The following is a 13,182-nucleotide window of genomic DNA, read 5'->3' on the forward strand; positions in this document are numbered from 1 at the left end:
CCGCACACCTCGAAACCCGCGCCCTCCCGCGCGAGCGGGTTCGTTCAATGGCGGATATCGGTCATTCAGCACTGGTATTGCCGCGGTCGTTGGCGACAGCCAGCGATTGAGTTCTGGCCCCTATGCACGTCGCCCAAACTCACTCCTTCGCCGCCCCGGCCGCCTCAATATCCAGCAACCCATAGCCGAAATCGTTGTCGCGCCCCTTCGGGTCGAGATCCCTGGCGGTTGCCGCCAGCGCCTTCTCGATCTCGTCGGCCGTGCGGTCGGGCGCGGCATGGATCAGGTTGGCGATGGCGCCGGATACGATCGCGGCGGCAAACGTGGTGCCAGTGACCACATCGGAGCCGGCGCTGCTCGGCGCCACCATTTCGACGCCCGGCGCCGAGATGAAGCGCCGCGATTGGCTTGCGGCATCAATCCGTCCTTGGCGACGGTCGCGTCGCATCCCTTTTTGCCATTCTGAAGCTATTTCTGTATGCGCCTGGCGCCTGACCCACAATCCGGTTGAAGGCCTGCGAAAATGACGGTGCCGATTCATAACCGACAGTGTGTGCGATCTCCTCAACCGTCTGGTTCGTCTCCCGCAATGCCCGGGCAGCGAGATTCATTCGCCATCGCGCAACATAGGTCAGGGGCGGCACTCCCATGAGCCGGGTGAACCGCCGGGCGAAGGTCGCCCGGGACTGTAACGCACGCTTGGCTAACTCCTTGACGGTCCAGGGCTCCGTTGGGGCTTCGTGGATGAGCCGGAGCGTCCGCGCGATACCCTTGTCGCGCAAGGCATCAAACCATCCACCTGCCCCGAGGGGCAGGCTGTCGAGCCAAGCGCGCAGGAGGAAGACGAGCGCGCTGTCGAGGAGCCGTGGCGCCGCGATGTCATGTCCAGTCATGTCGCTGGCGGCCTCCAGGCGTAAAAGCTCGACCACCAGATGCAGGGATGGATTTGCCTCGATCTGTACGCGGGTCAGGTGAATCAGGGGTGGCAGCAGCGAGATCATCGGATGCGATGCCCCCTCGTCCAGCGAAAACTTCGCGCAGAGCAGCGTCGTCGCCTCAATACCGTGAGAGTAACCCATGCCGGCGGCCGCCTTCGACAGCATGTCAGCGATCGGAGCCACGGGCGCATCGGCCGGGTTGCTAAGGGCGTGCGCTACACCGCTGGCGACGAGGATGATGTCGCCCTCGGACACATTGATCGGCGCTTCTGCGTCGGGCAGGCGCAGCCAGCAATTGCCGTTCTGCACGAGATGGATAGCCGCGCCGCGAGCCGGATCTACCGCGATGCCCCAAGGCGGTGCAAGGCGCGCGTAGCCGATCACTGCGCTGCCGAGCCGCACTGAGGACAGGATCTCCGATAAAGCGTCCATGTCTCATATCTTCGTTTCGCACCCAGGGGCATTTGAGACGTGTGGATAAAAGATTGCAAGTATAAACCATCGAATGTCTCATACGACGCCCCTAGGTTGCTCCGGCTACGGCGTTACGTTTCAGCTCCCGCCGCGCACGGAAAACCCAAAGGACCTCGAACCATGAACGATCAGGAAAAGACACCTTCACACAGTTCCACCGGCAGCACCCTCGCGCGCAACAAGGCTATCGTGCTCGACTTCATCGAGCAGGCAGTCAATCGAGGAAATATCGATGCCGCTTCTGCGCATTTCGGCGATGCCTACATCCAGCACAATCCGAATATTGCTGACGGGGTTGAGGGTTTCCGCAGCTATGTCCGGCAGCTTCGGCAGACGTTCCCTGACGTCCGCGGTGAGGTGAAGCGGATCGTCGCGGAGGGGGACTATGTTATCGTCCACATGCTGGCCAAGAGGGATCCGAAGGAGGCGGGCCTTGCCATCGTGGATATCTTCCGCCTGTCTGCCGACAAGCTCGTCGAGCATTGGGAGGTCCGGCAGCCGATTGCCGAAAGCGATCTACATGGCAACAGCATGATCTGACAGAGAAGCTGCCGGATGCCGCCCGCGACAGCGCAGCGCCGTTAGCCCTTATTCCTTCGCCGCTCCGGCCGCCTCAATATCCAGCAATCCATAGCCGAAATCATTGTCCCGCCCCTTCGGCCCGAGATCCTTGGCGGTTGCCGCCAGCGCCTTCTCGATGTCGTTGGCCGACCGGTCGGGCGCGGCATGGATCAGGTTGGCGATGGCGCCGGACACGATGGCCGCGGCAAACGAGGTGCCGGTCACCACATCGGAGCCGGCGCCGCTCGGCGCCACCATTTCGACGCCAGGCGCCGAGATGAAGACGTAGGCGCCGCGATTGGCCTGCGGCATCAGCCCGTCCTTGGCATCGGTGGCGGTTACCGCGATGACGCCGTCGAAGGCCGCCGGATAGCCGTAGGGCGCCTTCGGCCCGTTGTTGCCGGCGGCGGCGACCAGCACCATGCCGAGCGCGCGCGCATTGCGGCAGGCGGTGCCGAGCAGGTCGTTCTTCGGGCCGACGAAGCTCATATTGATGATGCGCACATTCTGCTCAGCTGCCCAGTCGAGCGCCGACAGGATGACATCCATGGTCGACTTGCCGCCTTCGAAGGCCCGCGCGTGATAGATCCTGGCGCCCGGCGCCATGCCTTCCAGCGCGCCGACGCCGGCGATCAGCCCGTCGACCGAGGTGCCGTGGTCGCGCTTTTCGATCGGCACGTTCGGCATGGCATCGAACTGGTCGGCGATCACGCCCTTCAGCGCCGGATTGGTGTCGTCGATGCCGGTGTCGATGACGGCGACGCGCACATTCTCGCCGCTCGCTCGGCTGGCATCGAGCGCGATGCGCTCGAAGGCATAGTTCACGATGCCGGCCGCCTGCTGCAGCGAATAGATGTGGTTGGGCTCGCGCCGCTGCGTGCGGCCGTCGGCGGCAAGCTGCGCCAGCACCACGCCGACAGGGCGCCCGTCGGGAATGCCGTAGCGCACCAGCGTGTTGCCGAGCAGCAGCGACTGGCGCTGCGACCGCACCTGCAGCCCGAACGCGGTGGCGATCTGCTGCACCGCGCCGGCGTCGCCGGCGACCGTCACCAGAACCTCGTCGGGCACGAACTCGCCTGTCACCGCGCGCGGCGGCGCGGCCAGATTAAGGCCGGTGGGTGGAGTAACAGGTCCGGTCGGCGCGGGGGCGGGCGTCGCTGGCGGGTTGGCTGAACCGCTCGGCGTCGGCGATCCGTTCGGCTGTGTCGGCGTCGGCGGGGCGGCGCTTGCCGGCGGGTTCGGAAACAGGTCGACGATCAGCGCCGGCAGGAACACGACGCCGTCGGTTGTTGTGCCCGCGCCAGGCTTGCCGCCATCGTTCTTGCCGCCGCCGTCCTTGTCGCAATCGGCACCGGCCGTCTTGCGATTGAGGCAGTCGACCTCTTTCTGCGAAAGGTTCGGGTCATTGGTTTGCGCAAAGGCAGGCGCGGCGACAAATGCCGCCGCCGCGAGGATTGCCGCATGCAGAATGACCGCCTTAGCCGCCATCGACCGGTTTCCTTCCCTGCACCACAGCCTCCGCGAAAGACTGGGCGGCAATAAGGCCTACGAGGTTGTCGTAGTCGGCCGCCGTAGTGGCCGGGATCGTCACGTGAAACACGCCGTCGGCGGTCGGCCCGCCGGCGATCTTCAGCCCGTTCTGGTCGAGGAAGGCGGCGATGTCCGACATCCTGGCATCCGGCTTGAACTTCACCAGGGCAAAGGGCAGCTTCGCAAGGTCGTCCTGGGCACCGGCGATCTCGAAGTCATTGCCCTTGCCGCCGGGCTGCTCGAAGGACTGCACCACGACCAGCGCAAGCAGCGCCGCGGCCGCCGCCCAGGCGACGCCGGCAGGCATTGCTGTCACGCGGCCGAAGATCCTCGCCAGCCACGACTGGCCGGCAGCCGCGCGCGCCGGACCGGCCTCGGCGTCGAGCGCCCTGGCGAAGCGCGAGAGCGCATCGGCAGGCGGCCGGATCGCCTCGTTGGCAGCGGCGGTGCCGGAGAATTCGGCCTCCGCCTCGCCAAGGGCCGCCATCGCCGCCGGATCGGAGGCCAGCCATTCCTCGACGGCTTCCAGCTCGGCGCCTTCAAGCGAGCCGTTCAGGTAGAACGGCAGCAGCGTCTCCATCTCGTCGCGGCGCGACATCTTTTCAGCGGCGCTCATGGCCACCCCCTGTCGTAACCGGCGGCCTTCAAGGCCTCGCCGAGTTTCTTGCGGGCGTAGAACATCCTCGTCTTGACGGTCGCGACCGGGATATTGAGCACCTCGCCGATCTCGGTCACCGACTGGCCATGGTAATAGGCAAGGTCGATCACCGTGCGGTGTTCTTCCGGCAAGGCATCGACGAAGCGGCGCAAGGCGGCGGCCTTGTCCTCCTTCATGGTGACGACTTCCGGCGTGTCGGCGCTGTCGGGAACCTGCGCCGCGTCATCGTCGTCGATCCAGTCTTCCTTCTTCTTGCGCAGCAAGGACAGCGCCTTGAAGCGCGCGATGCCGAGCAGCCAGGTCGAGACTTCGGAGCGGCCTTCGAAGCCCGGCGCCTGCCGCCACAGCTCGAGAAAGACCTCATTGGTGATATCGTCGGCCATCATTTCCGATCCCGTCTGGCGCGCCACGAAACGGTAGATCCGCGCGTGGTGACGCATGAACAGGAGCCGCACGGCGGCCCGGTCGCCCTTCGCGACCCGGTCTACAAGCGCGCGATCGGTTTCCGTCGCAGCATTCATGGCCGGTCGAGCCGCCTGGCTCCTCGTGGCTCTGTCGCTTGTCGGTCCAAAAAGGTTCATCCTCCGCCAAGGAATTTTCGGAAGCTAACCGAAGAAAGGGAGCGTTGCCAGAGGCGCGCTTTTCCTTCTCCCCTTGTGGGAGAAGGTGGCCGAGCGAAGCTCGGTCGGATGAGGGGTGCTGGACGGAGCACGGCATTGAAAGATTAGGCGTTTCAAATCCTTCAGTTTTTTGCGCCCCGCTCCGTCGTGCACCCCTCATCCGTCTCGGCGCTACGCGCCGATCCACCTTCTCCCACAAGGGGAGAAGGGAGGAGCTAGCTCAAAAACGGCTTCGCCTTCATCGTCGCCGGTATTTCCACGCCGAGCCGGCTCAGCACCGTCGGCGCGAGCTGCAATTGGTCAAGCAGCGCATCGGTCTCGGGGCCCTTGCCCGAACCGAAATAATAGAGCGCGAAATGCTGCATCTCGTCATCGTGTCCGCCGTGATGGCCGCGGTCGGTCTGGCCGTGATCGGCGGTGACGATGACTTCATAGCCGGCTTGGCGCCATTGGGGCAGGAAGGCGGCGAGCATGCCGTCCATCGCGTAGCAGGCATGGTCCATCTCGTGGCAGTCGTGGCCGAAGCGATGGCCCATCGAGTCGAGCGTGCAGGTGTGGAGGATGCCGTAGTCGATGGCATGGCGCCTGGCGAGCATCGTCAGCGTCGCGAACAGGTCGACGTCGCTCGGCGTCATCTGGTTCTTGAGATTGTAGCCGGTCATGGTGTGGAAGCGGCCATGCGTGATCGGTCCGCCGGGCTCGTCGAATTCCATGTCCTCGACCAGGTCGAACGGGTAGGAGCGGAAGAACTCCGACCAGTAGGAGTGTGTCACCGCGCCGGTCTTGCCGCCGGCCTTGCTGACCTCCGAGAAGATATCGGGCTGCTTGACCCGGAACCGGTTCTCGTTGGACAGGATGCCGTGAACCTGCGGCGTGACCCCGGTGTGGATCGAGGCGTAGCAGCAGGCGGAGGTCGACGGCAGCACGGAGCGCATCTTCCATACTTGCGCTTCTCCGGACTGCGCCCAGCCTTCGAGATTGCCCATCAGCCGGCGCCAGTTCCGGTAAGGCACGCCGTCGAGGATGATGAGCAGCAGTTTGGATTTGAGCGGCACGGGCAATTCCATGCGATCTTGCGGGAGAGATCAGCATCGAGGGCCTGGCCGATCCGGCCAAGGCCCAGGAGCGTAGAGAAGAGGAAGCCAGCTTAGTTGCCGGCGCTCTCCATGCGCCGGCCCGCGATGGCCTTCTCCAGCCAACCGATCTCCATTTCGGGAACGGAGGACAACAGAAGATCGGTGTAGGCGTCGAAGGGCGGCGTCAGCACCTTGCTCTTGGAGCCGTAACGTACCACCTCGCCGCGATACATGACCGCGATCGAGTCGGCGATCGACTTCACTGTCGCGAGGTCGTGGGTGATGAAGAGATAAGCCACCTTCTCAACCTGCTGCAGATTGAGCAGCAGCTTGAGGATGCCGTGGGCTACCAGCGGATCGAGAGCCGAGGTCACCTCGTCGCAGATGATCAGCTTGGGCTTGGCGGCGAGCGAGCGGGCGATGCAAACGCGCTGCTTCTGGCCGCCGGAAAGCTCGGCCGGATAGCGGTCGATGAAGCCTTTGCCCATTTCGATCTCGTCGAGCAGCTCGGCGACGCGCTTGTCGCGCTCGCGGCCCCTCATGCCGAAGTAGAACTCCAGCGGCCGTCCGATGATCGTGCCCACCGTCTGGCGTGGGTTCATCGCCACGTCCGCCATCTGGTAGATCATCTGCAGCTGGCGCAGATCCTCCTTCGGCCGGTCGGCAAGCCTGTTGCCGAGCGTGCGGCCATCAAAGACGACACTGCCTTGTTCCGGCGGCAGCAGCCCGGTGATGGCGCGCGCAAGCGTCGACTTGCCGGAACCGGATTCGCCGACCACCGCCAGCGTCTGGCCCGGAAAGATGTCGACCGAGACGTTCTTCAGCACCTTGACGTGGCCGCCGCCATAAGCGGCCGTGACGTTCTTCACCGACAGCATCGGCGCCGTGCCCGGCTGCTGTTCCTGATGCTCGATCTCATGCACCGACACTAGCGCGTTGGTATATTCCTGGCGCGGCTCCTTGATGATCTGGCGGGTGCCGCCCCATTCGACCAGCCGGCCGTGGCGCAGCACCACGATCTCGTCCGAGACCTGCGCGACGACGGCAAGGTCGTGGGTGATGTATAAAGCCGCCACATGCGTGTCGCGGATGGCGTCCTTGATCGCCGCCAGCACGTCGATCTGCGTCGTCACGTCGAGCGCCGTCGTCGGCTCGTCGAACACGATGAGGTCCGGCTCCGAGCAGAGCGCCATCGCCGTCATCACGCGCTGCAGCTGACCGCCGGAGACCTGATGCGGGAAACGTTCGCCGATGGTTTCGGGGTTGGGCAGGCTGAGCTTCTTGAACAGCGCGACGGCGCGTTTCTCGGCTTCGGCCCGCGTCGCCGTGCCATGCAGCAATGTGGCTTCCACCACCTGGTCCATAAGACGGTGCGCCGGATTGAAGGCCGCCGCCGCCGACTGCGCGACATAGCACACTTCGCGGCCGCGCAGCTTGCGCAAGCCCTCCTTGCCGCCCTTCAGGATGTCGCGGCCGTTGAGGATGACCTCGCCGCCGGTGATGCGTACGCCGCCACGGCCATAGCCCATGGAGGACAGGCCGATGGTCGATTTGCCGGCGCCGGATTCGCCGATCAGGCCGAGCACCTTGCCCTTCTCCAGCGTCAGCGACACATCGTGGACAAGGGTGATGGTCCTCGGCGGCTCGCCAGGCGGGTAGACCGTGGCTTCGATACGAAGGTTGCGGATGTCGAGGAGCCGGCCCGATTTTGCCTGCCCGGACTTTGCCTTATTGTCAGCCATCACCCGCGCCCTCCCTTGAGGCTGGTCGTGCGGTTGAGCACCCAGTCGGCGACGAGGTTGACCGAGATCGCCAGTGCCGCGATCGCCGCGGCGGGGATGAGCGCCGCCGGGATGCCGAAGACGATGCCGTCCTTGTTTTCCTTCACCATGCCGCCCCAGTCGGCGTCCGGCGGCTGCACGCCGAGGCCGAGGAAGGAGAGCGTCGACAGGAAAAGCACGGCATAGATGAAGCGCAGGCCGAGTTCCGAGACCAGCGGCGACAGCGCATTGGGCAGGATCTCGCGGAAGATGATCCAGCCGCTCCCTTCGCCGCGCAGCTTCGCGGCCTCGACATAGTCCATGACGTTGATGTCGACCGCCACCGCGCGCGATAGGCGGTAGACGCGGGTCGAATCGAGAATGCCCATCACCAGGATCAGCGTCACCAGATTCGACGGCAGCACCGACAGCACGACGAGGCCCATGATCAGCGTCGGGATCGACATCAGCAGGTCGACGAGCCGTGAGAGGATCGTGTCGAACCAGCCGCCGAACACCGCCGCGGAGAAGCCCAGAATGGCGCCGAGCGAAAAGGACAGCGCGGTGGCGAGCACGGCGATGAACAGCGTGATGCGGGCGCCATAGATCATGCGGGACAAGAGATCGCGGCCGAGATTGTCGGTGCCCAGCCAGTGCACGGATGACATCGGCTCCCAGGGGACGTCGCTGACGATCTCGGCATTGCCGTGCGGGGCGATCCATGGCGCGAAGACCGCCGCCAGCACGAAGAGCGTCGTCAGCACAATGCCGATCAGCGCCGCGATAGGAATGCGTCTGATATCGAGCATATCGGCCGCCCCCTACTTCGGATGCCTGAGCCGCGGATTGGCGACGATCGCCGCGATGTCCGCGATGATGTTGAGGCTGATATAGACGGCCGCGAAGATCAGGCCGACCGCCTGGACGACGGGAACGTCGCGCTTGGTGACATGGTCGACGAGATATTGCCCCATGCCCGGATAGACGAAGATCACCTCGACGACGACGACGCCGACCACGAGATAGGCAAGGTTCAGCATGACGACGTTGATGATCGGCGCGATCGCATTCGGGAAAGCATGCTTGCGGATGACCGCGAAAGCCGACAGGCCCTTGAGCTCCGCCGTCTCGACATAGGCCGACTGCATGACGTTGAGGATCGCCGCGCGCGTCATGCGCATCATGTGGGCGAGCACCACCAGCGTCAGCGCCGCCGCCGGCAGCGCGATCGCCTGCAAGCGCTCGCCGAAAGACATTCCCTCATAGACGGTCGAGATCGCGGGGAACCATTGATGCTGGACCGCGAAGTAGAAGACCAGCAGATAGCCGATGAAGAATTCCGGGAACGAGGTCGAGGCGAGCGCCACCCCGGAGATCAGCTTGTCGACCCAGCCATTGCGGTAGCGCACCGCGATCAGGCCGAGCGTGACCGCCAGCGGGATGGCAACGATCGCCGCCCAGAAGGCCAGGAACAGCGTGTTCCACAGCCGTTCCTTGATAGATGTCGCTATGTCCTGCCCACTCGACATGGCGGTGCCGAGGTCGCCGGTGAGCGCGCCGCCCAGCCAATGGAAGTAGCGGATATAGGCAGGCTGGTTGAGCCCGAGCTGCTCGCGCAGATTGGCGAGCGACTCCGGCGTCGCCGATTGTCCAAGGATGGCTTGCGCGACGTCGCCGGGCAGGATCTGGGTGCCGGCGAAGATCAGGACCGAAACGGCCAGCAAAAGGAGGATGCCCAGCGCAATGCGCTGGGCCACCAGTTTCACGATGGGTGCGGACATGAGCGCAAGGCCGGGCTCAGGCTTCGAGCCAGCACTTCGCCAAAGCGTAGCCGTTGCACAGCTCCTGGTGCGGATCCTCCACCCAGCCGGCGACTTTGGGACCCGTCGCGTCGATGAACTGGTTGAACATTGGCAGGATCAGGCCGCCCTCGTCGCGCACCATGACCGCCATGTCGTGGTACATCTGCTTGCGCTTGGCCTCGTCGAGCTCGGCGCGCGCCGCCAGCACCATCTTGTCGAAATCCGGGCGCTTGAAACGCGTGTCGTTCCAGTCGGCGCTCGACAGATAGGCAGTCGAATACATCTGGTCCTGCGTCGAGCGGCCGCCCCAATAGGAGGCGCAGAAGGGCTGCTTGTTCCAGACCTCGTTCCAGTAGCCGTCGCCCGGTTCGCGCTTGATTTCCAGCTTGATGCCGGCCTTGGCCGCACTCTGTTGATAGAGCTGCGCGGCATCGACGGCGCCGGGGAAGGCGACATCCGAGGTCCTGAGCAGGATGGAACCGTCATGGCCCGACTTCTTGTAATGGAACTTGGCCTTGTCCGGATCGTACTTGCGCTGCTCGATCTCGGTGAACAGCGGGTAGGAAGCGTTGATCGGGAAGTCGTTGCCGAGCGAGCCGTAGCCGCGCAGCACCTTGTTCAGCATCTCCTCGCGGTTGATCGCCAGCTTCAGCGCCATCCTGAGGTCGTTATTGTCGAACGGCGCCGTGTTGCAATGCATGATGAACACGTAATGGCCGGGACCGGAGTGGTTGCGGATGGTGACGCCCGGCACGCGCTTGATCAGGTCGACGATCTTCGGCTCGACGCGGTTGATCATGTTGACCTGGCCGCCCTGCAGGGCCGCCGTGCGCGCCGTCGCGTCGTTGATGACGACGACTTCGATCTGGTCGGCATGGCCCATCTTGTCGCCCTGCCAGTAGTTGGCGAAGCGCTCGCCGACATGGCGCACGCCCGGCTCGTTGACCTTGACCTTGTAGGGGCCGGCACCGATGCCGGCATCGGGCTTGTCCTTGCCGCCATTCGGCTGGACGATCAGGTGATAGTCGCTGAGCAGATAGGGCAGGTCGGCGTTCGGCTCCTTCAGCGTCAGCACCACTTCCTTGCCGCTGGCCTTGATGGTCTCGATGCCCTTCATGTAGCCCAGCGCGCCGGATTTCGACTTCTCGTCGGAATGGCGCTCGAGCGTGGCGGCGACGTCCTCGGCGGTCACGGTCTTGCCGTTGTGGAATTCGACGCCGTCGCGGATTTTCAGTGTCCAGGTCTTCGCATCATCCGAAGCGCCGATCTCCTCGGCGATGCGGTTCTCGAGCTTGCCGTCGGGAGAGAGCTCGACGATCATTTCGCCCCAGCACTTGCCGAAGGCGAACGGCACCTGGGTCATCATCAGTGCCGGGTCGAGGCTGTTGGTGGATTCACCGCCAACCAGGCCGGCCTTCAGCGTGCCGCCCTTGACTGGGCCGGCGGCGCGCGCTGCGCTCGACAGCAGCGAATTGGCAAAGGTAGCCGAGACGCCGAGCGCGGCGGCGCGGCCGAGAAAATCACGACGGCTGAGCTTGCCGGAAGCGACGCGACGGCTGAGATAGTCCAGTTCGTTTGACATTGTAGGTTCCTCACTCTGATGGTTCGGCCTAGCGGCCGTTTCTTGTTTTCTTGTGAGGGATAATGACCGTAAGGGAAAGCGGTAAGCAAGACCGAATGCGACATGCCGTGGCGTAAATGGCGCGTCGCGTTTGGACCAATCTGTCAGCACTCAGACGAGGGCGCGGGGAATCGTCTGCTCGAAATCGCGCTCGAACACCAGATTCTCACCCTCATAGGCCTCGATTCTGGCGCTGAGGATGAAGTTCTGATCGTCTGCGCGCATGTTGGCGAAGGTTTCGGTGCGCACCGACCATCCATCCCGCGACAAGGTTTGCGTCCAATGGGTGCTGCCCGTGGCCGACAGCGGATCGTCGGGATGGATCGCCCAGGTCTCGCGCACGATGCTGTCGTTGACCAATCCGTGCTCCAGGTCGCGCACCTCGCCGAAATCGTCCGTTATGGAAAGCGTGACGATGCCGGTCTTCTCGTTGCGGTCGACATGCCGCTCGGAGTTGGCGGGCCTGATCGTCTCGGTCGCCCAGGGCGTGGCCCCCTCCGGTTCTGCGAACGAGACCTCGTCGCCTTTCGCCAGCGGGCGCAGCGGCAGCTTGAGCGTCGCCGCCGACAGCTTGAGCGTCACCGGCTCCGGCGAAGGCCAGATCATCGGCCAATAGGCATTTGAGACGGCAATGCGCAGTTTGTGGCCCGCCGGCACCCGATAGGCGCACTGGTCGAGCACGACGCGCGCCGAAACCATCTCGCCCGGCACCAGGGCTTCCGGGAATTCGTGCGAGTTGCGATGGCTGAGGTTGAGCACGCCGTAGGAGATCAGTTCCGAGGCGCCATCGGGATGCACGTCGCAGAGACGTACCGCGATGTTGGCCTGGCGACGGTCCGAGGCCACCCGAACCCCCAACTCCGGCGCGCCGACGATATCGATTGCCTCCTCGAGCTCGGCCTGGTCGAAGCACACCGAAAGCGCATCGTCAGGACGCTGGTCGCCCGGCAACTCGGGACCGAAGGTGAAAGGAAAATACTCGCCGCCGGCAAGCCCGCAGCTTTGCGGGGAAGCGACGATCGCCGGCTTGGAACCTCCCGGAATGAGCTCGACCGTCTCAAGCTTGATATTGGAGGACGGCCATTCCTGTTCCGCAATCCAGCGGCCGGGCCGCTCCGGGTGCCAACGGGCCGGGCGCACGCTGTCCATGACATAGGCGCGATAATCCGGGTCGGCCTCGACGCCGGTCTCGACACCTTTCAGCCAGCGATCCCACCAGCGCAGCGCCTCCTGCAGGAAGCCGATGGCTGGATTGGGCCCCGCGTAATGCGGGTATTTGTGGATCCACGGGCCGACAATGCCCTTCACCGGCGACTGGATATTGGCGACGAGATTGGAAATCGTGTTGCGGTAGCCGTCATGCCAGCCGCCGATGGACAGCACCGACGCCTTGACCGCGGAAAAGTCCTCGCAGATCGAGCCGCGCTTCCAGTAGGCATCGCGATGCTGGTGGCTGAGCCAGAGCGGCAGAAGGAATGGCTGGTTCTCCAGCCGGCTGAGCCACAGGTCGCGCCAGCCGTTGCCGCCGGCGATTTCCGGATCCGGTGGCCGCGACGAATAGGAGAGCATCGTCGAGGCCCAGCCGAAATTTTCCAGCAGAAGGCAGCCGCCCTTGTAGTGGATATCGTCGGCATAGCGGTCGACGGTCGAGCACAGGCTGATCACCGCCTTCAGCGCCGGCGGCTGCTTTGCGGCCACCTGCAGGCAGTTGAAGCCGCCCCAGGAAATACCCATCATGCCGACATTGCCGTTGCACCAGGGCTGCGCGGCCGCCCAGGCGATGACGTCGCAGGCGTCCTGCAATTCCTGCTCGGAATATTCGTCGTCCATCAGCCCTTCGGAATCGCCATTGCCGCGCATGTCGACGCGGATCGAGGCGTAGCCGTGGCCGGCGAAGTAGGGGTGGGTCAACTGATCGCGGAAGATGGTGCCGTCACGCTTGCGGTAGGGCAGATGCTCGAGGATCGCCGGCACCGGATTGTCCACGGCATCCTCAGGCATCCATATGCGCGCCGACAGCCGGCAGCCATCCGGCATGACGATGCCCATATCGGGAAATTCGACGATCTTGCGGGGAAATTCGGTGACGGTTTTCATGACGGAGCAAATGATGGAGCCGCCAGGGATACGTCGTGGGCCAGC

Annotated in this window: 11 protein-coding genes and 1 pseudogene; 1 reads left to right on the forward strand and 11 read right to left on the reverse strand. The window is 64.4% G+C overall.

The window, feature by feature from the left end:
• Positions 1-139: 139 nt before the first annotated feature.
• Positions 140-441: pseudogene (locus AU465_RS18425) on the reverse strand (S8 family serine peptidase); the annotation flags it as partial.
• Positions 417-1,370 carry an AraC family transcriptional regulator gene (locus tag AU465_RS18430; RefSeq protein WP_192250784.1) on the reverse strand — a complete coding sequence of 318 codons (954 nt, stop codon included), beginning with the start codon at positions 1,368-1,370 and terminating at the stop codon, positions 417-419. The pseudogene AU465_RS18425 and the gene AU465_RS18430, both read right to left, overlap by 25 nt.
• Before the next feature lie 162 nt (positions 1,371-1,532).
• Between AU465_RS18430 and AU465_RS18435 the strand changes: the two genes are divergently transcribed.
• The gene (locus AU465_RS18435; protein ID WP_192250788.1) at positions 1,533-1,952 is read left to right on the forward strand and encodes a nuclear transport factor 2 family protein; all 420 of its coding nucleotides are present in this window, start codon (positions 1,533-1,535) and stop codon (positions 1,950-1,952) included.
• A 48-nt stretch (positions 1,953-2,000) separates the two neighbouring features.
• On the opposite strand, the gene AU465_RS18440 is transcribed toward AU465_RS18435, so the two are convergent.
• From AU465_RS18440 to AU465_RS18480, 9 genes are all read right to left on the reverse strand, one after another.
• The gene (locus tag AU465_RS18440; RefSeq protein WP_192250791.1) at positions 2,001-3,461 is read right to left on the reverse strand and encodes a S8 family serine peptidase; all 1,461 of its coding nucleotides are present in this window, start codon (positions 3,459-3,461) and stop codon (positions 2,001-2,003) included.
• Positions 3,451-4,119 carry an anti-sigma factor gene (locus AU465_RS18445; RefSeq protein ID WP_192250794.1) on the reverse strand — a complete coding sequence of 223 codons (669 nt, stop codon included), beginning with the start codon at positions 4,117-4,119 and terminating at the stop codon, positions 3,451-3,453. The genes AU465_RS18440 and AU465_RS18445 overlap by 11 nt, the downstream gene beginning before the upstream one ends.
• Positions 4,116-4,682, reverse strand: a complete 567-nt coding sequence (locus tag AU465_RS18450) for a sigma-70 family RNA polymerase sigma factor (RefSeq protein ID WP_040974984.1) — start codon at positions 4,680-4,682, stop codon at positions 4,116-4,118. Before AU465_RS18450 ends, AU465_RS18445 begins: the two co-directional genes overlap by 4 nt.
• Positions 4,683-4,996: 314 nt before the next feature.
• Positions 4,997-5,836 carry an alkaline phosphatase family protein gene (locus AU465_RS18455; RefSeq protein ID WP_312891285.1) on the reverse strand — a complete coding sequence of 280 codons (840 nt, stop codon included), beginning with the start codon at positions 5,834-5,836 and terminating at the stop codon, positions 4,997-4,999.
• Positions 5,837-5,928: 92 nt separating this feature from the next.
• Positions 5,929-7,599 (reverse strand): ABC transporter ATP-binding protein, encoded by a 1,671-nt coding sequence (locus AU465_RS18460; RefSeq protein WP_192250800.1) that lies wholly within the window; start codon positions 7,597-7,599, stop codon positions 5,929-5,931.
• On the reverse strand, positions 7,599-8,426 hold the full coding sequence (locus tag AU465_RS18465; RefSeq protein WP_192250803.1) for an ABC transporter permease: 828 nt from the start codon (positions 8,424-8,426) through the stop codon (positions 7,599-7,601). The genes AU465_RS18460 and AU465_RS18465 overlap by 1 nt, the downstream gene beginning before the upstream one ends.
• A 12-nt stretch (positions 8,427-8,438) precedes the next feature.
• On the reverse strand, positions 8,439-9,398 hold the full coding sequence (locus AU465_RS18470) for an ABC transporter permease (RefSeq protein WP_192250807.1): 960 nt from the start codon (positions 9,396-9,398) through the stop codon (positions 8,439-8,441).
• Positions 9,399-9,414: 16 nt separating this feature from the next.
• Positions 9,415-11,001 (reverse strand): ABC transporter substrate-binding protein, encoded by a 1,587-nt coding sequence (locus AU465_RS18475; protein ID WP_192250810.1) that lies wholly within the window; start codon positions 10,999-11,001, stop codon positions 9,415-9,417.
• Between the two features lie 150 nt (positions 11,002-11,151).
• Positions 11,152-13,137, reverse strand: a complete 1,986-nt coding sequence (locus tag AU465_RS18480; protein ID WP_192250813.1) for a CocE/NonD family hydrolase — start codon at positions 13,135-13,137, stop codon at positions 11,152-11,154.
• Positions 13,138-13,182 lie beyond the last annotated feature (45 nt).

Origin of the sequence: Mesorhizobium silamurunense, from assembly GCF_014843905.1 — a bacterium.
Lineage (GTDB): Bacteria > Pseudomonadota > Alphaproteobacteria > Rhizobiales > Rhizobiaceae > Mesorhizobium > Mesorhizobium silamurunense.